This window comes from Vreelandella glaciei (assembly GCF_013415125.1).
Lineage (GTDB): Bacteria > Pseudomonadota > Gammaproteobacteria > Pseudomonadales > Halomonadaceae > Vreelandella > Vreelandella glaciei.
In genome coordinates this window covers 45048-66804 of the sequence record NZ_JACCDE010000027.1, presented here as the reverse complement: position 1 = coordinate 66804, position 21757 = coordinate 45048, and the positions used below count along the sequence as shown (strand labels likewise).

The following is a 21757-nucleotide window of genomic DNA, read 5'->3' as shown; positions in this document are numbered from 1 at the left end:
GTCTGTTGGCTCATTGCCTGACCCATGAAGAGCTGTACCTGCGCTATCAGCCTATCTATTCTCTGGTGAGCCGTGAGATCACCGGCATGGAAGCACTGCTCCGGTGGCGCCACAAGGAACTGGGGGAGGTGTTGCCGGCCGAATTCATTCCCGTGGCGGAAGAAACGGGCCGGAATATCACGGTCTCGATCAATATCTCGGCCAAGCAGCTGCGCGACCTGACGTTTCCGTTCAAACTGAAACAGCTGCTGGAAAAACACGGCGTGGAGTCTTCCAGCATCAAGCTCGAGATCACCGAGAGCCTGTTGATCTTGGAAAGTGACAACTAGCACCGTGTACTGCTCGACCTGGCGAAGCGAGGATACCGCCTGGTGCTGGATGACTTCGGCACGGGGTATTACGGCCTTGGCGACCTGGGCCGCTATCCCCTGGAAACGGTCAAGATCGACAAGTCGTTCGTGTCCGGCCCGAAAGCCTCCTCGCTGAACGCCTCGCTGGTCAAGACCATCGTCTTCATGGCCAACCACTGTGGCATGAAGACCATCGCCGAGGGGATCGACACCCCCGAGCAGGAAGCGTTCGTGCGCGATACCGGCTGCACCCACGGCCAGGGCTTCCTCTTCAGCCGTCCGACCTCGGTGGCCGACATCATTGCCCTGATGGCCCCGCCCTCGCCTTCCCCAACGGCGTCCTGGAACGAGAGCGTCTCGGTCTCGGGGCATGCCCCATCAGGCGCCAGGGAGTCATCCCTGTGTCCGGCCATGCACTATCGTGGTGCATGGTCGAGCATTGTAGTTGCCCGTTGCCCGTTGCCCGTTGCCCGTTGCCCGTTGCCCCGCCCAAGGCCCACTGGCGTGTCGGGCTGGCTGGCCTTCAAAACGGCGTAGAGGGCCGTCTTGCTGACCTTGATGCGTGCGGCGGCCTCATGCCCCAATTCAAGTGTCACCAAGGCTCCGATGATGGACGTTCGGAACTGGGCCTGTGCTCAGGTCGGACAGGATGGTCACGCCTTGCTCTGCAATTGGTGATGTATCTGATGCCATGCCTCGACCCGCCCATGGTGCTTAGGAGGACTGAGCATAGTCGAGGTTGGTGAAGGCGATTGCTGAAACAATTCTTTCAGAAGACCACTGCACACCGGGCGGTCCGCTCGATGCGCTGGTGCAGCCGTCTTCTGAAAATGACACCAGGACTTCCTGGAGGGGCAATTTTGCGTAAATAAATTACGTTAAATTTTCTACGTAAAGAAAACGTACCTATTATTCGGATTTATAGAGCCATGGTCACTACTACGCGTCCGCGAATGCGGCCGGCGAGCAGATCATCGACCGCCTCGATGGCGTCGTCGAGGGCGATGGAGCTGGTGATAGCATCGAGCTGCTCGGGAACCAGCAGCTGCCCCAGACGCCGCCAGGACTCGACGCGATCCGCGTAGGCGCGCATCACGCTGTCGATCCCCGCCAGGGGCACGCCGCGCAGGATAAAGGGCGCGACGCTGGCGGACAGGTCCATGCCCTGGGCCAGACCGCTGACGCCGTGACCACTAGTACAGCCGCTGCCGACTTTTGTCCCGACGCCGACCAATAGACCTGCCAGCAGCATCAGCCCGATATCTCCCGCCGGCTGACCGATGACCTCATCCGGTGCGCCGGAGACATTACCTAGCCCACCTCCCAGTAAAATAAGGATGAGTGGGCCGCTGAACAGACCCAGTAGGAAGGCCAGGCGCCAAGCCGAATCTCCTGCGGGTTGCTCCAGCAATAGTCCGGAGAGGATTCCGCTGACGCCGGAAATACGACCCAGCGTTGCCATCAGCCATACAGCTGCCAGGCCGATCAGCACACCGCCGATCAAACCGGAAAGACTTGCCGCTATGTCCACGTTGTGTCTCCTCTATGTCAGGTATTTGAAATATGCCGGACAAGCCGTGTCGAAGCATCGTCATTGTCGGGATCGCTCAGCTCTGCAGAAGAATGAGCGTGCAAGGCATGTCAAGCATCGAACGTGTTCAGGAAGACATTACCGCTGAAATTGCGTAGGAATGCTGTCTTCAGCAGGCGGTTCATCTCTGGCCCCTTGACCTCGCAAAGGTGCAGTTGTAACCCCGCATCACTCAAACGCGGGTTGATCGACTGCAAACTATCCAGTGCCGAGGCATCGATCAAGTTGACGGCCTGGCAGCCACTGAGCGATGGGGAAATAGCGGCGCAAACTGGCCATGCCGGTCAGCGCTATTAGTTGTCATTGGCCTGGTTTTCGAGGCTCTCGCGAAGCGGCTCTAGGTCATAGCCGGCCGACTTGGCAGCACCGACGAGTTCCGAAATCGGACGATGCGAGACCTGTGAATAGGCCCAGAGATGAGCGACCCGTGTGCCGGTCCGGCAGAAACCGATCACGGGAGTCGGCGATAACTCCAGGGCATCGGCAAAGGCGGCAATGTCCTGCTGGGAATACTTGCCGGGCTTGACGGGAACTTCATGCCAGACCATACCCAGTGATTCTGCCTTAGCCTTGAGAGCATCGGGATCCGGCTGGTCATCACTTTCCCCACGCGGGCGATTGGAGATAATGGTGCGGAACCCTTGCTCGGCGAGCTGTTCAAGTTCGTCGAGGCGAGGTTGTGCTGTCACATAAAGACGATCATCGAGCGGTTTGATATCCATAGGTTACCTCCTTGGTCGCTTTAGGAGCGCGCCTCATCCCAGGCGGCCCCCGGTAGAGCATCGAGGGGAATCTTTAGGTAACGACGACCATTATCCTCTGGCTCTGGCAGGTCGCCGCCCCGGATATTGACTTGCAAGGCGTGCAGGATCAGTTTAGGCATGGGCAGCTTGGCGTCACGCTCGTTACGCAAGGCGATGAAGCTGTCCGCTGTCGGGCTGTCTCGGAGATGAATATTGGTTTCGCGCTGGACTCTCACCGTGCTTTCCCACTCTGGCTCGCGATCGCCGGGCATGTAGTCGTGACCAGTAAAGAGCCGAGTGTCGTCCGGCAGTGCCAGGATGGCCTGAATGGAATCCCACAGTTTGTGAGCATTGCCCCCGGGGAAATCGGCACGGGCCGTACCACCATCCGGCTGAAACAGCGTGTCGTGCACGAACGCCGCATCGCCGATGACGTAGGTGATCGACGCCTTGGTATGGCCGGGCGAGAACATAATCCGGCCTTCTATCTCGCCCACGTGGAAAGTATCGCCCTCTACAAAAAGGTGATCCCACTGGCGGCCGTCATCCGGAAAGTCGGGCCAGTTGTATATATCCTTCCATAGCGCTTGCACTTGTGTAACGTAAGCTCCTATAGCCGTTGGTGCTCCTGTCTTTTCCTTTAGATACTGTGCTGCCGAAAAATGGTCCGCGTGCGGATGGGTATCCAGAATCCATTCGACCTTCAGCCCTTGGCTGGCAACGTAGCCCAGCAATTCATTCGCATGGTGCGTTGCGATAGCGCCGGACTTTTCATCGAAATCTAGGACTGGGTCGATGATTGCGCAGCGCCGAGTCACAGGATCGCTAACAACGTACTGCACGCTAGAGGTCCGCATGTCGTAGAAGCCGACAACATCTGGCTTGCCTGGCGAGTGTCGAAACGTTTGCATGGCATCCTCGGTTGTTGGTAAAAACGTTACTAGGTTAGAACAAAAAAACATAATGTCTAGCATCAGCAACCAAACCGCACAAATCATTTATCGCGGCAGCCTTCAAGGAGAAACACCTACTCTGTTTCGCTGGATTGACCCATTTCAGGGCTTCGTGGACTATAATGATGCGATAGAAATCCTGATGAGGATGAAGTTTGCCGACCTGTGCTAGATCATGCAGGGCCAAGCTGACGATACTTGCAATGGCAAAAATCCCCATTGGTAAGGAGGCTTGTTATAGCTGATCATGGCCGTGTACGGCGGGCTTTGGGTGCGTGCGTAGCTACAAGGGCATGCTCGACAAATACTTTGCCATCCATGGCTTCACGGATCGCAGCCAACACGGCTGACACAATCAACCGCCAGTCTGGGTATGCGGCTCGACTAAACATGACTGATTTCCTAAGCATTCCTACGCAGGTTTCCGTCGGCCCAACGAACTGGACCGGGAGGAGATATCGAGCATGCACTGAAGCAAACGTCGCAAAGCTTAGATTGGCTGGGGTCTTCCTAGGAGAAACAGTGCTGACTTCTGCCAACTGTGACCATTAGATATCTAGCGTGATTTTTGTCCATTTACCCTTCTGCAGCGTGGAATTCGGGCTCAACGAGCTCGAGGAGTATGCGCTATAGGTGCTGTACAGGGACTGAAGTACTGACTTTGTAACAATCAGCCCACGAGGAAAGGGTAAGAAGATAGCTCGTGCAAATCGACAAAAAGCGAATCCAAGTCAGGATGAAATTCAAGGCGTGGCGTTATCGGCAGGAAAAGCTAAGCGAGGTGTGCTTAACGTAACCATTACTGTAAATGAGATAGAAAGGGAGAGAAACAATGATGGATGGAATGATGAACGGTGATGCAATGATGTGGGGGATGGGGCTGATAGGGCTTCTTGTCCTAATACTGCTTGTGCTCGGTATTGGGGCTCTCGTTAAGTATCTATTTAAAAAATAAGCGAGACCTTAAAAGCGGTGAGGATACTGAGGGCTCTCAGTGAGTACAACCATTTGCTTCCCAAGTTCACACAAGGGCAGATAGCCGGCATATACGAGTGCCATGTTATTCCAACTGAGGCGCGGGACATCCGCAGCCACTCATTGCCTGTTGCTAAAGAACAAGTACTATACGAGTGCGGCAACCCCAAGCACGAGGAGCAGGATTACAAGCAGACAGAGCAGGTCCATCCCACCACATCATCAATCCGCCGCAAGCCACCATTTCGCCCATCGTCAGTTCTTCTCCCTGTAGTGTCGGTTTCTCCTGCATTTCAATCTGCACCGGATGTCCGGCGGCTTTCCACTGCGGATAGCCCTCGGTCAGGCTTATCGCCTTAGAAAAGATTGGTATTCTGACAGCGATATACCCCGCCGTCTGGAGCATCGGTAAGCTCTTTACCGGTGCCTGGTCAGACCGGGTGGGGCGTCAGGGGCTCATCGTCTGCCAGCAGTGGTCATTGTGGTGTTTGCTGTCTCCGTAGGGTTTTCGGGATTTGCGACGGGCGCGTTCCTATTGGGATAGGTAAAGCGATGGTTTATCCTACCCTGTTCGTCGTCATCGGTGATGTCGTGCATCCAGCGTGGTGATCCTCGGTTGGCATCTATCGCCTCTGGCGTGATCTTGGCTATTTCTTAGGCGCTATTATCGCAGGGGTGGTAGCGGATACACTGGGACTGGCTGCGGCGTTGTGAGTGGTGGTGGCTTTGACGTTCGCCTCGGGCCTATTCTCGACGCTGCGCATGAAGGAGGTACTCCAGATCACCGCACGGTCTCAGCGCAGCTGGATCCCTAACCAAGCTGGGAAGTGATTTACCGACCATCTCCTTGCCCATAGGCCCGGTCACGCCCGCGCCAAAAAGGAGAAAGACATGACGAGCATCACTCCTTCTTCTTGCCCGATGGGTCTTGGGCGCAATAGTCGTAGCAGTAGACATTGCCGGAAAGTTCAACACCTAGGACGGGAAAGAGCGCGTTGTAGTGCCCCAGAGATGGAGGGCAACAAAGGGCACAAGCTGGCTTAGCGGGGGTGCTATAGGCTTACAACACAATGATATGAGTTTTATCCCTATCGAATGTGGAGGAAGTGCCATGGGTTTTTATAGCCGCCACATACTACCGCATCTGATCAACCTGACGATGGGAGCGGGGATGCTTAAGAAATATCGTCAACGTACCGTGGCCAAAGCTCGGGGGAGTGTCTTAGAACTTGGATTTGGATCTGGAGTTAACCTACCTTATTACAACCCTGAGCTTATAGAGAAGTACTATGCAGTGGAGCCGGATGGTGGCCTTTTAAAGCTTGCGCAAAAGCGTATTAACAAAGCCCCTTTCAAGGTGGAAGTGCTGCAAATGGGCGCAGAGCAGATAATACTACCTGATGACAGCATAGACACGGTCCTGAGTACTTGGACACTCTGCACGATTCCGGACATAGAAGCGGCTCTAGCCCAGGCGCGAAGGGTGCTCAAGCCCGGGGGACAATTGATTTTTGTCGAGCATGGACTCGCGCCAGAAACCCGCGTTGCCAGCTGGCAGCAACGGCTGACTCCGTATTGGAAGCGTTGCGCCGGTGGCTGCCATCTGGATCGGCAGACAGATGTGTTGCTTCTCAATGCCGGCTTTGTACTCCAGGATCTGGCTACAGGCTATCTCGGTCGTCCCAAGACCATGACGTTCATGTATGAAGGCGCGGCCAAGCCTCCCGCTGTCGGGTGAGTGAACTGGGTTCGCTGGCGGTAGATGGCGAACTCCGGGGCGCGAGATGTGAAAAAAATCAATTACATGCTACATAGCTGCTGGTGTAGCCCAGCATGCATGGCGGAGCCAGCGGCCCAGTAACGTGATCGCCAGCATGTTATGTCTCTCCACCCCTGTCTCGGTACGGTCACCCTCGGCTCTATCTCGGAGTGACATTCTGGTTTTTATCTTGAGCCCAGGTAATGAGGTCTCGGGTTCAACAGTGGTTTACGAGGCTCAACAGGCCCAGTACCCGGCAAACTATCGGCATTATGGTGCTTTTCTTAATTGGCATTGCCCTAATCGCCAGTGTGGTCTTTCGCTAGGCCACTGCTTTTGCATCTGCCGTTCTGCATGTTAAGGACGGTAGGTCTATGCTATCGCTGGATCGGCGATGTGTGCGGCCTCGGCCTGCTGTGGGGGGGTGAAACTGGTCATGGGCCCCGTAGTGCGAACGCCTTTCCCCGCCGCCTCTAATCTCTTCGCCAAGGTAACGGTGGTGGCCAAGGAGAAGGGTCTGTTGATCTACCTTCGGCGCACTCTGAACGGCCTGCTCGATGAACTGCTGACGCAGACCAGTCTCACCTGACGCTGGTCAAGAACGACGCAACGAGCCGGACATTGGCATCGGCAGGCGGAACCGCGCTAGTCGAGTCGCCCGCGTGATAGCTATCGTTCACGGAAAATTCGCTGTGCACCCTATTTACGAACCTGAGTGTCACCCTGCCCCCCTATCTCCTCTTGAGACCTGTAATCCAGCAGGAATGAGAGGAGTAGGATCATGAGCGTAAAGTTTCAACAATGGGTCGCCACGGTACGACGAAGGATGCAGGATGGCCAGCCTCTGCTGGGGCCGGACAGCCTGCAGGCACTGACAGACGATGTACGAAAACTCGGTCTTGGCGCTATGGGTGCCGGAGTTCTGGGTTTCTTCGCTCCTAGCGAGAAAATCACTCTTGGTGCATCAGTTGCCATGTTTTTCGTAGGTGCTATCATTTGGGTAACAGGTATTGCGTTTCTTGTAAGAATTGAGCGCAACAGTGCAGAAAAGGATTGAATTTATGAGCCCTTTTGGATGGTTAGTTACAGCTTTTGCAGTCTTTATGGCGGCCGTGTGTTTATTCACGTTCGTTCAAATTGAACGCAGCAAGCATCATCACCATCAGGACGGCAGCAGCAGTTAGCTGAATTCTGGCGATTGTCATTCTCGTCAGAACAAGAGACATTGATCTCACATTCAACAAGCTCTTCCTTCGCGAAGAGCTTTTTTATTTCCGGTTACCAGAGGCTGGCGGATGGTTCAGCTAACCACTTCCTTGGCGAGGGAAAAGGCCACAGCCACCAGTGCAAGGCAGCCCAACGCCAGAGGATTGGTAAGAAAACGACACACTGCATAGCGGTATGGATGGGCTTCAATGCGGTCTTTCGTGGTCTGCAGGCTTGCAGCCTTTCGCTTGAGCTTCGCTATCTGCCCTTCCTGTTCTTCCAGCTTTCGCTGCTGATCAACTAGCCAGTCACTCGCATTCACCTTTTGGATATTCAATCGCCAGGCACGCTCGGCATCGTCAGTCGTCAGGTTTTCAGCAAGCATGTATTTTGATCGAGCGGTTATCTGCGATTCGGTTTCACTAGGGATGAATTCAATACCGAACTGCTCATAGAACCGATCACGCCTAACCTTGTTATTTCCATCGTGTGCGCCTGGCTTTTCATCTTGCCACGACAGCTCGATCTTCATTACCTCTGCCAACGGCCACTGCCTGGCCCAAGTGACGATCTCTGCCATCAGGTAGGTGCCGATACGAAACCCGCGTAAACCGTTAAGAATCATTTGAATATCTGCGGGACCTCTGCATTCACCGTGAGTGAGTCTGACCCGCTCCCTATCTGTTGAGCTTGAAGGCGAATATGCAGCTGACCATTCGAGTTCATTTCCCTCAGGAGGCCGCTGGGTATCGATCCGTTTGACTCTAAGCGTGAGTCGAGCGCCCTGGCCAACAATTTGTTCTATCCGCTGGATCATCAAAATCGCGTCTGGGGTCTCGCTGTTGGGTGTCTCTCGGTGGCGAACCTGGATAACACGCAGATTCTCTCTGGGCGCTCCCTCAGTAGTGCTGTCCTGGGCTGTTGCTTTACCGACCATAGGCATCTCCTGAATTGATTGTTTCGCATGCGAAACAGGTAGGGGGCTACCAATACCATACTTTTCAACGTCAGCAAGGCCCCTATCTCTTCTTGAGACCTGCTTTGCAGGAATGTGAGAGAGAGAAGAGAGAGAATCCCAATGGAAACATTTGGCGAGCGTTTGGAAACGATCATCTACAGCCGTCGCGGCGGTAACTTCGGTGAATACTTAGGCGTTGAAGGTCTGAGCCGGAGGGTGCGAATAAGCGAGCAGGTGTTCAAAGTCCGCTCATGTGTGGATGTGGATTCTGACTGGATGTGGGAGGTTACGCACGAACCAAGCGGCTTGTCTGAGCGTTCTAATGAACGCTGGGGGCTATGCTTTGCTGCTGATCGACTGGCTCGCGTTGTTAGACGTGAGAGCGCCTGGAAGTTGCCGACTGGGCCTGAGGTTACACCCATCCCAATGGCTGCTTTTTTGGCGTCACGCCAACAGGGGGCTACAGCTCATGTTTGATGAAACTGACATGATCCATAGCTATTCCCGTGCGGATGCCATCGAAGATGGCAATTTGGTAGATGTCAGCGAACGTGCTGAGCACGCCGCCGGCAACATGATGGGTTTCAAGGTGCCTGTTGCCATGACTGCTGCAGCCTGGGAGGCTTTGGTGGCGTGGCATGACGGTAGAAGCCCTCATGAGATGCAGCAGCAAGAGGATAAGCGGTTAGGCGATGTATTGCTTGTCGCCCTTGAGGCTGCTGCGAGAGAGCGCAACGAGAGATATATCGACTTCATCGTTGATGTGATTGAGCAATCCGAAACCGGCTCTATCGTTGTGCCAAAACATGTTGTTATGACTATAGGTCCTGGGGATACCCCTAAGCCTGTGATAACGATCATGCTACCCGAGGAGGACTGACGCGATCGCGCAGTTATCACTCCTCTTTCTAAGCCCCTAGTCAGCCTTGTGCTGCCTGGGGGTTTTTCTATTTATGATGCCCATGAGCCAGGATCATGATTTTGCGGCTTCGATCCTATATGGCACTGCAATGGGAGCTAGACGCTATGTTTCGCATGCGTAACATTTTCTGTCAGTTTCACCCCTATCCCCTCCTGAGACCTGCAATACCGCAGGAATGAGAGAGGAGTAAGATTATGGGTACTTTATGCGTACCAAAGCCGTCCGACCGTAAAGCCTACCTGGACAAGGAATACACCAACCAGGATGGATCTAACGAAGTGCTGAAGTCGAGTTTCGTGGGCTCTACCTATTACGCTGCGATTAAGGTCCAGCGGAGGGGAGAGGCCACGGATCATGCGTCTATTGAGTACACGATAGCGGCGGTCGTGAAAACTAGCTGTTCGCAGGGAGAGTTTTGCTACAAGTCGATGGATGAAACCATGGGGCCAGCCTTGTCACAGTGCCCTGCATCGATTCTCAAACTGCTATCTCCGCTTGAGGAGCTGGAGCAGTTGGGGGTAGTAGTGGGAGTCGGACTGAAGTATGCCAGCGAATGGCGTGAGAGATGCCTAAAGCATGCTGAATCGAAAAAGCAGCGTGTGCGTCTGCAAAATGGCGATCGGATAAAACTACCGTACACAGTACGGTTCGTTGGAGGCCTGGAGTGCGACACATTCACCAAGGTGGACTTGCCGCGCAAACGCAATGTTTTCAGGCCAGATGGCTCGTCCAGCTTGGTAAGGCTTCAGGCCCGCCACCTGGATGATGCTGTAGTGCTCGCGTAGTATTTCAAGCCCTCTCTGCTGTTCTCAGCATGGGGCTTTTTCACGCTGGCGCCAGCCGCGCTATACCACCTGACACACAAGCCCTATCACTTCCTGAGGCTTTGGCCGTGTTCGTGTTCACCTCATGAAGCCCCTTTGCATCACCCTCCCCTCCCCCCCGATACTGAAACTCACCTTAGCCAAATGGAAGCCGTTATGACTGACTTAACGCATGAAGACCGCTTGTTTCTTCGAGAGCTACAGAAAAATATCGCTGCTAGTTTGGCCGGCTATTTTGATCAAGCGTTCGGCACTAATGTGCTGCCCGCAACCGGCGCCTCGATCACCATTGAGGGTGAGGTGAAGATGAACATGTACGATCACGCGCCAGGGCTCGCATTCTTTGAGAAGGAAACCTCACGTTCTGTGGCTGTACCTCCATACACTGAGTATTACAAACTGCGTGAGCTGGCTGAGGCTGGTTTTGCTGAGTTTTATCAGGCATCGAGTGAAGCCGAAGACGTATATGAAGGATTGTTTAGGCCTTTGATCATGCGTATCTGCAATAGTGGTGGGGTTGTTATAGACCTTTACGAACGAGGGGGCTGGCTCGTGGACACAATGCCTCCTAGCCAATGGACCGAAACGGCAGTTCAGATTGAGGAGCTGAATCGAGAGGGTAGCTTTCAGTCAGGATGGGACAATTTTTCGACAGCCCAAAGGCTGCATCGGCAGGCCTCTCGGCTACAGCAGTTGCTCACCCTTTCTCGTCACAGGACGAAATGCGCTGCCTGACACAGCCATAGCGACAGTACTATGAACCCTCTTTGTTTCGCGTGCGAAACACTTAGCTCGTCAGTTACTCCCCTACCTCATCTTGAGTCCTGCATTTACGCAGGAATGAGAGAGGAGTAAGGATCATGACGACACAGACAGACAAGACCACCTGCTGGATACCGAAGTGCCAACTTCCCGCACTGCGCGAAATGGTAGAACGGCTCGATCGCAAGGCAAAGAAACTTGGCATGGCGTCCTTCGAGATCAACGTGCTGGAAGAGGCTGTAAAGCCCTGGGCTCGTGAGAAGTTGGATCTTGAAGATCGACTGTCGCACTTTAAGCTGGAGCAGATCGTTGCCGTGAAAGTCGCAGTCAGTGGCGAACCTCCGAAGCTGGACGGGTATCGCTTGCTGGCGCGAATCGACATGGCAGCGAACCAGGCAGCACGGGGCACTCCCTTGGAGTGGGCATATAGCCGATTGCCCGAGCCATACAGATCGGGCGACGCCACGGGCGACTGCAGCCACTGCAACAAACGGCGTGAGCGGCGTTATCTCTTTCTGATGGAAGAGATGGCAATTGGCGTTGTCCTAGAGGTCGGAAAGACATGCCTCAAGGACTATCTTGGCCACCAAGGCGCTGAGTCGATGATGGCCCGTGCTCAACTATTGGTCTCTGTTATCAATATGATGGAAGAGATCGATGAGGTGGGCATATGCGGCGGTCGCCCTCCAGATGCTGTTGTCGAGCTGCGATGGCTGGTTGCCGCGGCAGTAAGGCAGATTCGGGAGCGAGGCTTCGTGTCTCGTGCTCGAGCAGAAGAAACTGGCGACCTGGCCACAGCAGAAATTGTGGGTGAGATGGCTCGTTCAGTCCCGATGGTCAGCAAGCGAATGAAGGCGTGTGTCTCTGAGGACGTGGCGTAGGCTGATGCGGTAATAGCTTGGGCACGGCAAGTGATCCCTCTGCAGACTGAGCATAACGATTTCGAGACGATGATTGTTCATCATGCTCGTTTCGACTTGGTTAAGCTTAAACGCGGAGTCGGCGTTATGACGGCGGCTGTCACTGCCTACGATCGACATGAGGAGTCAGCTGTTAACACCGAGTCAATGATGGCTCTCGGCTATGCTGGAGGTCCTGGCGATCAGTTGGAGATGGAAGTTGTGCGTAAGCGGTCCTTTTCATCAGATACGCGATGGGAGCTGATGTGGAAGCACATATTCTGCGACCCCGAAGGTCGGTACATTGTCTGGAAAACAGGTAAGGCCCTTGAGGGGAGTAAGGTTGTACTGAAGGGGCGAGTCAAGGAACACGGCGAGTACCGCGGGATTTCCCAGACTGTCGTGACACGCTGCTCAATTAGACCTACATGATTCACTAGCCCCTGAACCTTTCGGTCAGGGGCTTTTTTATGGTTCTTCGCCGATCAGCGAGAAAGAGAAGGAGGACGTCAATCACAGAGATTGCCTTAAGCCGCTCTGATGCGAAGAGGTAAAAGATGAACCACACCGCAGTAATAGGTATTCGGCTAAGAGGTCTCAGAAAGAATTTCTATGATGGGACATTTGGGAACTTCCTCTCCGCTGCATTGGGCCGACATTTCTTTTAAGGCGCGTTGCATGCGATGCAGGTCATTTATCTTGCGCTGGATATCGTCGGTATGCCTGAGTGCAAGCTCCTGTACCTGAGCGCAGGTGTAATGCCCGCCATCAACCAGTCGTAGAAGGTCCTGCACCTCTTCGAGCGTAAATCCCAGTTCGCGCGCTCGGCGGATAAACGTCAGCCGTGTGAGGTGGCGCTCTTCATAGCTACGAAAGCCGTTCTCGCTTCGGGGCGGATTCGGCATAAGCCCAATGCGCTCGTAGTACCGAACCGTCTCGATGTTGCAACCGGCTCGTCTGGCTAGCTCCCCTCGGCGTAATGGCATGGCCTACTTTCCTCTTGATCCTGTAGTAGCTACAGGGGCTACAGTAGCTATGAATACCCAAATTGCAAGAGAATCACTATGCAAGACAGTAAAGACCAGACGCTTGATCGAAGCGAGCAAACCACGACGAGCCGATCAGGGCGCAAAGGCCTACTGGCAAGCGGTAGTGTCATTGGCGCGATACTCGCCTCCGCCTGCTGCATTCTGCCGGTGGTATTTCTCTCACTGGGCATCGGCGGGGCCTGGATGAGCAATCTCACGGCGCTTGCGCCCTACCAGCCGCTCTTTCTCGCCTTCACCCTGGCAATGCTCGGTATCGGTTTTTATAAGGTTTATCGCAAGCCCAAGAGCGCCTGCCGGGCCAACGCTTGTGATGTGGATGGCTATTGCGGCACGCCGCTTGCCGAGCGAGTGATCAAGATAGCGTTGTGGGGTGCGACGGCACTCGTCGTGTTGGTGCTTGCCTGGCCGTATATCGCCCCGCTGTTCCTTGGCTAATACACCTTCAAATTTTCCTGGAGTCTTTCTTATATGAAATTTAGCACCTTGATCGGTACGCTTTTTTTGTCCGCGGCAAGTGCCGGGACGGCCTTCGCCGCTCAACAGACCGTCACCCTGGCTGTTGACAATATGACCTGTTCGACCTGTCCCTACACCGTCAAGAAAGCGCTCAATCAAGTGCTCGGTGTGGAGAACGCCACGGTTTCCTACGAGGAAAAAAGCGCCACCGTGACCTTCGAAGATGCCGAGGCGAGCGTGGCGGACTTGACCGCCGCTACGACCAATGCGGGCTATCCGTCGCGCCTGGCCTCCGAGAAAACTAAACAAGCCCAGTAACCACCTAGCCCACGTTCATCGAGGGCTGCGGGAGTTGTGCGAAAGGATTACCGAGGAATTTTTATGCAAACCACGATTACAGTTACCGGCATGACCTGCACGAGTTGCGCCGACTCGACTCAGGCGGCGCTCAATGCACTGCCCGGGGTCGAGGCTGAGGTCTCTTATGACCAGGGCCGCGCGGTAATAATGCGCCCGGGCGAGGTGGGTACCGAGCGTCTGCTTGAGACGATCCGTGCCAAGGGCTACGGCGCCGATCTGACGCAGGCCACAGAGCGAGCCAGCAGTGACCGAGGCAGCGAACAGGGTCTACATATTGCCGTGATCGGCAGTGGCGGGTCTGCCATGGCAGCGGCGTTGAAAAGTGTCGAGCGGGGTGCCCGTGTCACCCTGATCGAACAAGGTACCATAGGGGGTACCTGCGTCAACATCGGCTGCGTGCCCTCTAAGATCATGATCCGTGCCGCGCATATTGCCCATCATCGCCGCGAAAGCCCGTTCGATGACGGCATCACGGCAACGGCACCAACCATTGATCGTGGCCGTTTACTGGCCCAGCAGCAGAGCCGTGTGGAAGAGTTACGTCACGGTAAATACGAAAGCATCCTAGAAGGCAACCCGGCCATTACGGTTATCCGCGGCAGGGCCCGCTTCCGTGATGCCCAGACCCTGATTGTTGACAAGAACGATGGCAGCGAGCGCGAGGTCGCTTTCGATCGTGTCTTCATCGGGACCGGCGCGCGTCCCGCCATTCCACCGGTATCGGGGCTGGCTGGCACGCCCTATTGGACCTCGACCGACGCCCTGGCCAGCGACACCCTTCCCGAGCGTTTGGCGGTGATCGGGGCATCGGTGGTCGCGGTGGAGTTGGCCCAGGCCTTCGCGCGGCTGGGCAGCAAAGTGACGATCCTGGCGCGTAGCCGCCTGTTCTCCCGCGAGGACCCGGCCATTGGCGAGGCCCTGGAAGCCGCTTTCCAGGCCGAGGGCATTGATGTATTACGAGGCGTCCAGATCAGCCAGGTGGTGCATACCGATGATGAGTTCGTGCTCACGACGGACACGGGGGGCATCAAGGCCGACAAGCTGCTGGTCGCGACGGGCCGCACGCCTAATATCGAAACGCTGAACCTTGACGCCATCGGCGTAGAGACTGCCCGCGGAGCGATTCTGGTCGATGATTCTCTGCGTACCACCGTACCCACTATCTATGCCGCTGGGGATTGCACCGACCAGCCGCAGTTCGTCTATGTCGCCGCTGCGGGCGGCAGCCGCGCCGCCACCAATATGACGGGGGGCGAGGCGCGCCTGGACTTGAGTGCCATGCCGGCGGTGGTCTTCACCGACCCGCAGATCGCAACCGTCGGTTTGTCCGAAGCCGAGGCCGAGGCTCAAGGATTCGCTACCGACAGCCGGACCCTGACCCTGGATAACGTGCCCCGTGCGCTGGTCAACTTTGAGACCGGCGGCTTCATCAAGATCGTCGCCGAACGCGACAGCGGGCGCCTGCTCGGGGTCCAGGCCGTGGCCGGCGAAGCCGGCGAGCTCATTCAGACGGCGGTCATGGCCCTGCGTGCCGGGATGACGGTACAAGACATCGCTGATGAGCTTTTTCCTTACTTGACTATGGTCGAGGGGCTCAAGCTCTGTGCCCAGACCTTTACCAAGGACGTCAAACAACTGTCCTGCTGCGCGGGGTGACAAGCCTTGATGTGACGTTGGCGACCCTTGTTCGAGAAATGGCCGATCATGTCGCCGCCCACTGGCACGAACCCGATCAAGGGATCTAGGAAATGCGTGGGGAACCGCGTCATCACGTCTACAAATACCATGGCCTGGGTCGCACTCGACCGCACACTGCGCCTGCTGGGTCCTCAGCCCGCCTGGGAACTGGCATGAGATGGCATATTTCAGGCCATCGTGACTCAGGGGATCAAGCTCAGTGGCGGCTACCTCACGCAGGCCTTCGGTCATGACGATCTCGATGCCGCGCTTTTGTTGATCCCATTGATGGGCATTCCTATCGACAAGGCCGTACTTGAACTGACGGCTGCAGCAGTGGAAGAGCACCTATGTCATGGCGATGTCGTACACCGCTACCTGGCTTCGGATGGGCTTTCCGGCAGCGAAGATGCGTTTCTGATCTGTAGTTTCTGGCTGGTCGATATACTTCTAATGCTTGGTCGAGCCGAGGAGGCTCGCGCCCTGTTCGAGCGGTTACTGGCCAACGCCAACGCCAACGATGCGGGGCTCTATGCCGAGGAGAGCGATCCGACGACGGGCCTGTTCCTTGGCAACTTCCCGCAGGCTTTTACCCATCTTGCGCTGATCAACCGTGCCCTGCATATACAGCTCTACGAATAAGGTAGCGTGACGGCACCCATGCGGATTGCGTCCGGCGTACTGCTTCAAGCCTGTCCTCGGTCGCAACCAATGCGCCTTGGCGGCGCTGCCTCGGTCAAGGAGGCCGGGGTTCGTGACACAGTTCTGGAACTGCACCCGACCTCCTGGCCAGGCAAGTGAGGCGAGCCAGACAAAGTCTGCCCCTGCCCACAAGGCTACCGAGTCGACCTTGGGCAGGCTGGCTTCTTCAGTTACCAGACATAAACAACAACCACCTTGTCCCTGTAATAACTACAGGTCTACGTTGAAGTCAGCAAGGTCAGGATTTTCAGATTCGCCAACGAGTGAGGAGGGCCTATCCCTGCCAGCTCGCTCCCATGAATACCTGCAGGATGGCCGTTGATTTATCGGAGCAAGAGGCTCTCCAATGTCAATGAAAGGAGGCAACGACGATGTCTGAAGTGGAAATAGGCCGCCCCGAAGGCCGCACGTCCTACAGTGACTACGCCGAACGCTACTATGCTCAAGCGGGGGCGGGAAGAAACAGCCTCTCCGCAAGCGAGTACGTGGCCGTCGTCGAGGGCTTTCGGCGTGAAGTCGTTTGCATGGGGCAGTGCAACTTGTACCTCGCCGCGACGAAAGACTCGCAAATCAAGGAAGCGATCAAGACCTACCTTGAGGATGTATGCAACCCCAACATCCATGAGATGAAGAAGATTCTGGAAGTTGGCGGTTACGCCCTGCCGGCGCCGCTTGAAGAAACCATGAGCCCTGACTAGGTGCCCGATCAGGATACCTGTGTCGCCAATGACCGGATGATCGTGAATGCCCAGTGGTTCGCGGCGCGTGCGTTCATGACGCTCTGGCACAACTACGCCAGCATGAGCCAGCGCACGGATATTCGGGACGCCTTCATTCGAAACTATCACCGGGCCAACCGCTGGCATGTCACATTCCATGAAATCGCGGTAGAGAAAAAGCTAATGGCCCCCTTGCCCACCGTGGAGCCGAAAGACATGCCACTGATCCCCGAATAAGTGGCACGGTTCAGAGGGGAATAACGCATTTCCAGGGTATCGCTGTTCGGGCCACGGTAGAACGAAGCCTGGACAGCGATGACTTCAACGCGGCGACTAGCGGCTACCAAGTCGCCGCTACGCAAAGGAGTAAACAAGATGGCAGCATCCTACGATCTCGTCGCTATCGGTACCGGCACCGCCGCTAAAATAGTCGTCATGCGTGCCCAAGCCGCCAACTGGCGTGTTGCGATCATCGACTCCCGCCCCTTTGGGGGCACCTGTGCCCTGCGCGGCTGCGACCCCAAGAAGATGATGATCCAGGGGGCCAAGGCGCTGGACCATGCTCACCGCATGCAAGGCAAGGGCGTGGAGGGAGAGGTCCGTATCGACTGGGCCGAGCTGCTACGCTTCAAGCGAGAGTTTACCGATCCTGTGCCTGAAAAACACCAGGCCATGTTCAGCGACAAGGGCATCGATACCTACCATGGACAGGCGCGTTTTACCGGCCCCAACCGCCTAGAGGTTGAGGACCAGGTACTTGAAGCACAGCATATCCTGATTGCCACGGGAGCCGAGCCAGCCACCCTGGGTATTCCAGGCGAAGAACACCTCATAGACAACGAACAATTTCTGGAACTGGCTACTTTGCCGCCGCGGATTGCCCTGGTCGGCGGGGGCTATATTGCCGCAGAGTTTTCTCACCTGGCTGCCCGGGCTGGAGCTCAAGTCACCGTCCTACAGCACGGCGAGCGGATGCTCAAGCCCTTCGATCCGGACCTGGTCGATTGGCTCATGGAATCCTTCCGTGATCAGGGCATTGATGTGCGAACCCAGACCAACGTGGACGCCATCGAAAAGACGGCCTCCGGCTATCGTGTTCGCACCTCCTCGAATGGCGAGACCGGCACGGTTGATGTAGACCTAGTCGTGCACGCGGCCGGAAGAAAGCCAGCCCTCAAGGCCCTCAACCTGGAAGCGGCCGGTATCGAGACCGAGAAGGGGCGGTTATCGCTAAATGAGCATCTGCAAAGTACCTCGAACCCCGCCGTTTATGCCGCAGGCGATGCCGCCCAGGTGGGGCCGCCCCTGACCCCCGTGTCGAGTCACGATGCCAAGGTGGTGGCCGCCAACCTGATCGATGGCAAACGTAGCACACCGAATTATAAAGGGGTGCCGAGTGTCGCTTTCACCATTCCGCCTATCGCCTCCGCCGGTCTCGACGAAGCGCAGGCCCGTGAGCAAGGGCTGAAATTCCGCGTCTCGAGTCAACACACACACAACTGGTTTACCGCCCGTCAGGCCGCCGAGCCGGTCTATGGCTTCAAGATATTTATCGAAGAAGAGACAGATAAGGTACTGGGCGCTCATCTCGTCGGCCCCAACGTGGATGAAGTCATCAACGTATTCGCGCTGGCCATTCGTCATGGGCTCACCACCACGGACCTCAATACGACAATGTTTGCCTACCCAACGGGGGCCTCAGACATAGGCTCGATGCTCTAGGAGAGCCTGATAGCGGCAACTTGAGATGGCTAGACCTCATGCCTAAGCATTGAGATCTTTATTTGGCAACTGAGGATAAGAGTTCCAAACCATTTTCAGGTTTCACTGCAGGATAGCACCCGTAAACGAGAATGACGGCGGTAGAAAGGTTTAAGCCAAAAAAATGTCCCAACCAGACCACCGCCGTGCCATGGATGCTAGTTTGCTTACCTTGTTCTGGGAAGACTTCGAGTTGGTTTGCTATGAATCACTCGGCGCCAATGGCCTGCTGATCAAGCTCAAACTCACCGCCTCACACCCGCCCTGCTGCAGTCGCTGTGGCCAATCCACCTGGCTCATTCATGATGTCAGTTATCGCCGTGTGCGTGAGCGCGACCTGTTCCAGTATCGCGTATGGCTAGACATCCCTGTGCGCCGAGTACGTCGTCCGGCCTGCGGCCCCCGATGAGAGCGTATTGCCTGGCTAGCCGGACGTCAGCCACTGACCTGCGCCATGGTGAGCTGGGTCGAAACCCTGGTTCGACTTTCACCTATCAAGCATGTGGCCGAGCTGGTGGGGCTTCAATGGTATACGGTCAAGACTATGGATCATCGGCGCCTGAGTCATGAGACAGCCCAGGCAGACCTGACCCGGGTGCGGCGTCAGTTTGTCCTGCACAAGGGGAACCATTATGCCATGGTGGCTATTTGCGCCGACACACAGCAAGTCCTGTGGGTCGGCGAGGGGCGTTCATGCGCATGCGCTGCCTTCGAATGGCTGGACAGGGATACCTGTCAGCAAAAAGAAGCGGTCGCCATGGGCATGAATACGGCAATGGACATGGAAGCCAAGCAACACTGCCCAAAAGCCAGGGTCGTTTACGACCTGTTTCACGTGGTCGCCAAGTTCGGTCGCGAGGTGATCGACCGGGTGCGGGTCTATCAGGCAAACCGGCTACGCGAGAACCATGCTGGCCGGCGTGTGATCAAGCGCAGTCGCTGGTTGCTCCTGCGCAACCGCACCAACCTGGACCCTGAGCAGGCCGTCAAGTTGGATGTATTGCTAGCCGCCAAAGAGCCGCTGACCACGGTCTACCTGCTTAAGAGCTAACTCAAAGAGCTATGGTACGCACCTAGTGAAGCCGAGGCCCGCCGACGCTGTAAAGCGTAGTTTGGAATGGCCATCGACAGTGGGCTCAAGTCGCTGGTTGCTTTCGCCAAGCACCTAGAAGGTATCGTTGCCAGTGCCCTTTATCGACTCAACACCAGCGCCCTGGAAGGAATGAACAATCACATCAAAGTCATCAAGCGAATGGCTTACGGCTACCGGGACACGGCGTATTTCTTTCTGAAGATCAAAGTCGCATATCCCGGCAAAATGCGATGAACTTTTTTATTCTGTCGCTTGCCCTTTCTTAACCCCGTAAAAAACTACCTCTACAGCCTAGGGATGTTCTGCATGCGAAACATTTTACAGGCGCTCTAGCTGTCCACTTATGGCAGTCCCCGCCCTATCTCCTTTTGAGACCTGCATCGCAGGAATGAGAGGAGAGAGCGACATGAATATTGAGCTGATTATTAATCAAGAAGATGCCATAGCTTTTGGTCGTGAGTTCGGCGGGCTGCAATTAGATGACCTCCGTGCTGATAAGGTGGCGTTTGCCATCGACTCAGCGCAAGGCTCTCTTTTCATTCTGCCTCGTGAGGCCGGTCGCCGCTGGCGCCAGCCAACGCCACGTCAAATGGCTGACTTGGGAACGGATGTGAATGTGGCCTTCGAGGTCTTCTCGCTTGGTGAGCTTGAGGGGTTCGCTTTCTCTGTCGAGGATGGACCTGTCATCCAGGTGCGTCGCCCTGATCGCAAATTGCATCGGGAAAGCACTTTACAGGCCATAGAGAGCGCCGAAGATACATTCATTGTGAGCTTCACCAAGAGAGCTTTTGGTAACTTCCTCCTTAACTTGGCGCACTGGAGTTATCTCCAGCCCAAGGCAAGAATCGTTCGTCACCTCCCGAGGTGACCACTTCAAAGCCTCCTCGACTCATCTGAGTCAGGGGGCTTTTTCATGCGTTAGGAAAATAAACCGCCCAGGTTCGCTCCTTAGTGTCAGTAGCGCCCCTATCCCCCAACGAGACCCATTACGTTGGGAATGTGAGAGAGAGGAGATTTGAACATGTGGGGACAGATTCTACAGATTGGTCACATTGGCGAACCAGAAGTTCGGACCAACGGCAATGGCAAAACTTACGTTCGGTTCGGTATCAACATGGCCAAGAAAGTGGGTGATGATCCGATGTGGCTTAACTGCATCCTTGGTGGTCGCTTCGCCGAGGTTATGAAGGATCGCTTGAAGCGCGGTCAGTTGGTCTTTGTCGAGGGCGAATTGTCCTTCCGTAAGGCTGATAACGGCACTGTGTATACCAACCTTATGGTGGACACTTGCCGCATCCTCCGTGATCCGCGTAGCGCTGGTGCTGCAGGTGATGGAGACGAAGGAGTGGAATTTCCCTTTTGATGTTCTATTCACAGCCCCTGGTTTATTCCTGGGGCTTTTTCATGCGTAGACGATAGGCAGGCACATGAGCGAGACAGACCAAAAAACCAGATCCCGATTTCAGCACCCCTTGGCTAGGGTATTGCCTTTGGCAGGTGGTGTGCTGGGTGCGATGGCGTTCGCTATAACCGTCATTCCCTTAGACCTCCCATGGGCCTCGTCAAACGCTGAATCACCAGCCGTGGTGACATTCGATACGGCCAAATACGTTAATGCTCGCCGTGCAGCAGCCAGTGAGCTGCTAGGGGACGGTGAGGCAAGAGATTCAGCCGTATCCACATTGGCTCGCGTCGACAATGGCGTTCGCCCAGCGATCGTTGATGCAGCAGATGGCGCTTTGGTCATCGTCCGTCAAGCAGCCGTCTTGGACGGCACTATTCCTGACATCACTGACACCGTACTGGCTGGTTTAGGCCTGCCAACAGATGCCCCCACGATCGAGACAAGTCTTGATCGTCATGGAGACACCACTTACAGCGCATCGAACCTTTATGAGGAGGCTCGAGAGCTGGTCAGTCGTGCTAACCAGCAAGCGCGTGAGCGTGCCGATTCGCAGCGCGAGGCGGGAATTGAAGAGCTGCTGCCATAAACAGCAG

At 55.7% G+C, this 21757-nt stretch carries 28 protein-coding genes and 2 pseudogenes; 22 read left to right on the top strand and 8 right to left on the bottom strand.

Annotation, left to right across the window (positions count from 1 at the left end):
* Nucleotides 1-5: 5 nt before the first annotated feature.
* The gene (locus HZS80_RS17175; RefSeq protein ID WP_101145389.1) at nt 6-329 is read left to right on the top strand and encodes an EAL domain-containing protein; all 324 of its coding nucleotides are present in this window, start codon (nt 6-8) and stop codon (nt 327-329) included.
* Between the two features lie 9 nt (nt 330-338).
* Nucleotides 339-887, top strand: a complete 549-nt coding sequence (locus HZS80_RS17170; RefSeq protein WP_340162621.1) for an EAL domain-containing protein — start codon at nt 339-341, stop codon at nt 885-887.
* 628 nt (nt 888-1515) lie between these two features.
* Here the strand turns inward: HZS80_RS17170 and HZS80_RS17165 are convergent.
* From HZS80_RS17165 to HZS80_RS17145, 5 genes and pseudogenes are all read right to left on the bottom strand, one after another.
* Nucleotides 1516-1881: pseudogene (locus HZS80_RS17165) on the bottom strand (YeeE/YedE family protein); the annotation flags it as partial.
* 110 nt (nt 1882-1991) lie between these two features.
* Nucleotides 1992-2165, bottom strand: a complete 174-nt coding sequence (locus HZS80_RS17160) for a hypothetical protein (RefSeq protein ID WP_176304696.1) — start codon at nt 2163-2165, stop codon at nt 1992-1994.
* A 69-nt stretch (nt 2166-2234) separates the two neighbouring features.
* Nucleotides 2235-2663 carry a protein tyrosine phosphatase family protein gene (locus tag HZS80_RS17155; protein WP_035557861.1) on the bottom strand — a complete coding sequence of 143 codons (429 nt, stop codon included), beginning with the start codon at nt 2661-2663 and terminating at the stop codon, nt 2235-2237.
* Nucleotides 2664-2683: 20 nt separating this feature from the next.
* A complete protein-coding gene (locus tag HZS80_RS17150) occupies nt 2684-3595 on the bottom strand; it encodes an MBL fold metallo-hydrolase (protein WP_035558003.1) in 912 nt (303 codons plus the stop codon).
* A 287-nt stretch (nt 3596-3882) separates the two neighbouring features.
* A complete protein-coding gene (locus HZS80_RS17145; RefSeq protein WP_157826461.1) occupies nt 3883-4029 on the bottom strand; it encodes a hypothetical protein in 147 nt (48 codons plus the stop codon).
* A gap of 440 nt (nt 4030-4469) precedes the next feature.
* Here HZS80_RS17145 and HZS80_RS23885 point away from each other — a divergent pair, with 440 nt between their 5' ends.
* Nucleotides 4470-4592, top strand: a complete 123-nt coding sequence (locus tag HZS80_RS23885; RefSeq protein WP_268762340.1) for a hypothetical protein — start codon at nt 4470-4472, stop codon at nt 4590-4592.
* A gap of 153 nt (nt 4593-4745) precedes the next feature.
* On the opposite strand, the gene HZS80_RS17140 is transcribed toward HZS80_RS23885, so the two are convergent.
* Entirely contained in the window at nt 4746-5018 is a 273-nt protein-coding gene (locus HZS80_RS17140; protein WP_035557864.1) for a hypothetical protein, read from the bottom strand.
* Nucleotides 5019-5723: 705 nt separating this feature from the next.
* On the opposite strand from HZS80_RS17140, the gene HZS80_RS17135 reads away from it, so the two are divergent.
* The 3 genes from HZS80_RS17135 (at nt 5724) to HZS80_RS17125 (ending at nt 7428) form a co-directional block, all read left to right on the top strand.
* Complete coding sequence (locus tag HZS80_RS17135; RefSeq protein ID WP_035557867.1) at nt 5724-6350, top strand: class I SAM-dependent methyltransferase; 627 nt, start codon at nt 5724-5726, stop codon at nt 6348-6350.
* A 415-nt stretch (nt 6351-6765) separates the two neighbouring features.
* A complete protein-coding gene (locus tag HZS80_RS17130; RefSeq protein ID WP_035557869.1) occupies nt 6766-6960 on the top strand; it encodes a hypothetical protein in 195 nt (64 codons plus the stop codon).
* Nucleotides 6961-7152: 192 nt separating this feature from the next.
* The gene (locus HZS80_RS17125; RefSeq protein WP_035557873.1) at nt 7153-7428 is read left to right on the top strand and encodes a hypothetical protein; all 276 of its coding nucleotides are present in this window, start codon (nt 7153-7155) and stop codon (nt 7426-7428) included.
* 243 nt (nt 7429-7671) lie between these two features.
* On the opposite strand, the gene HZS80_RS17120 is transcribed toward HZS80_RS17125, so the two are convergent.
* A complete protein-coding gene (locus HZS80_RS17120) occupies nt 7672-8514 on the bottom strand; it encodes a hypothetical protein (RefSeq protein WP_083024693.1) in 843 nt (280 codons plus the stop codon).
* Nucleotides 8515-8655: 141 nt separating this feature from the next.
* Here HZS80_RS17120 and HZS80_RS17115 point away from each other — a divergent pair, with 141 nt between their 5' ends.
* The 5 genes from HZS80_RS17115 to HZS80_RS17095 all read left to right on the top strand — a co-directional run bounded on the left by HZS80_RS17115 (nt 8656) and on the right by HZS80_RS17095 (nt 11924).
* On the top strand, nt 8656-9012 hold the full coding sequence (locus HZS80_RS17115; RefSeq protein WP_035557876.1) for a hypothetical protein: 357 nt from the start codon (nt 8656-8658) through the stop codon (nt 9010-9012).
* Nucleotides 9005-9415, top strand: a complete 411-nt coding sequence (locus tag HZS80_RS17110; protein ID WP_035557880.1) for a DUF6573 family protein — start codon at nt 9005-9007, stop codon at nt 9413-9415. Before HZS80_RS17115 ends, HZS80_RS17110 begins: the two co-directional genes overlap by 8 nt.
* 236 nt (nt 9416-9651) lie before the next feature.
* Nucleotides 9652-10242 (top strand): DUF6927 domain-containing protein, encoded by a 591-nt coding sequence (locus tag HZS80_RS17105; protein WP_052703853.1) that lies wholly within the window; start codon nt 9652-9654, stop codon nt 10240-10242.
* Nucleotides 10243-10437: 195 nt separating this feature from the next.
* A complete protein-coding gene (locus HZS80_RS17100) occupies nt 10438-11016 on the top strand; it encodes a hypothetical protein (RefSeq protein WP_035557883.1) in 579 nt (192 codons plus the stop codon).
* Nucleotides 11017-11141: 125 nt separating this feature from the next.
* Nucleotides 11142-11924, top strand: coding sequence for a hypothetical protein (locus HZS80_RS17095; protein ID WP_035557885.1), 783 nt, complete (start codon nt 11142-11144; stop codon nt 11922-11924).
* A 605-nt stretch (nt 11925-12529) separates the two neighbouring features.
* On the opposite strand, the gene HZS80_RS17090 is transcribed toward HZS80_RS17095, so the two are convergent.
* Nucleotides 12530-12928, bottom strand: coding sequence for a MerR family transcriptional regulator (locus tag HZS80_RS17090; RefSeq protein ID WP_035557890.1), 399 nt, complete (start codon nt 12926-12928; stop codon nt 12530-12532).
* A gap of 78 nt (nt 12929-13006) precedes the next feature.
* Here HZS80_RS17090 and HZS80_RS17085 point away from each other — a divergent pair, with 78 nt between their 5' ends.
* The 11 genes and pseudogenes from HZS80_RS17085 to HZS80_RS17035 all read left to right on the top strand — a co-directional run bounded on the left by HZS80_RS17085 (nt 13007) and on the right by HZS80_RS17035 (nt 21750).
* A complete protein-coding gene (locus HZS80_RS17085) occupies nt 13007-13426 on the top strand; it encodes a mercuric transporter MerT family protein (RefSeq protein WP_035557893.1) in 420 nt (139 codons plus the stop codon).
* Between the two features lie 33 nt (nt 13427-13459).
* Complete coding sequence (gene merP, locus HZS80_RS17080; RefSeq protein ID WP_035557896.1) at nt 13460-13765, top strand: mercury resistance system periplasmic binding protein MerP; 306 nt, start codon at nt 13460-13462, stop codon at nt 13763-13765.
* 63 nt (nt 13766-13828) lie between these two features.
* Entirely contained in the window at nt 13829-15463 is a 1635-nt protein-coding gene (gene merA, locus HZS80_RS17075; protein WP_035557898.1) for a mercury(II) reductase, read from the top strand.
* A 219-nt stretch (nt 15464-15682) separates the two neighbouring features.
* On the top strand, nt 15683-16126 hold the full coding sequence (locus HZS80_RS17070) for a glycoside hydrolase family 15 protein (RefSeq protein ID WP_052703852.1): 444 nt from the start codon (nt 15683-15685) through the stop codon (nt 16124-16126).
* Between the two features lie 431 nt (nt 16127-16557).
* On the top strand, nt 16558-16884 hold the full coding sequence (locus HZS80_RS17065; RefSeq protein ID WP_127059530.1) for a hypothetical protein: 327 nt from the start codon (nt 16558-16560) through the stop codon (nt 16882-16884).
* Nucleotides 16885-17142 (top strand): hypothetical protein, encoded by a 258-nt coding sequence (locus tag HZS80_RS17060; RefSeq protein WP_127059529.1) that lies wholly within the window; start codon nt 16885-16887, stop codon nt 17140-17142.
* Nucleotides 17143-17280: 138 nt separating this feature from the next.
* Nucleotides 17281-18627: a dihydrolipoyl dehydrogenase family protein gene (locus HZS80_RS17055; protein ID WP_035557901.1), complete on the top strand. Its 1347-nt coding sequence runs from the start codon at nt 17281-17283 to the stop codon at nt 18625-18627.
* Between the two features lie 190 nt (nt 18628-18817).
* Nucleotides 18818-19993 (top strand): annotated as a pseudogene (locus HZS80_RS17050) (ISL3 family transposase).
* A 172-nt stretch (nt 19994-20165) separates the two neighbouring features.
* A complete protein-coding gene (locus HZS80_RS17045; RefSeq protein WP_035557913.1) occupies nt 20166-20627 on the top strand; it encodes a hypothetical protein in 462 nt (153 codons plus the stop codon).
* Between the two features lie 153 nt (nt 20628-20780).
* Nucleotides 20781-21122 carry a single-stranded DNA-binding protein gene (locus tag HZS80_RS17040; protein WP_179916740.1) on the top strand — a complete coding sequence of 114 codons (342 nt, stop codon included), beginning with the start codon at nt 20781-20783 and terminating at the stop codon, nt 21120-21122.
* 64 nt (nt 21123-21186) lie between these two features.
* Complete coding sequence (locus HZS80_RS17035) at nt 21187-21750, top strand: hypothetical protein (protein ID WP_035557920.1); 564 nt, start codon at nt 21187-21189, stop codon at nt 21748-21750.
* The last annotated feature ends 7 nt before the right edge of the window (nt 21751-21757 follow it).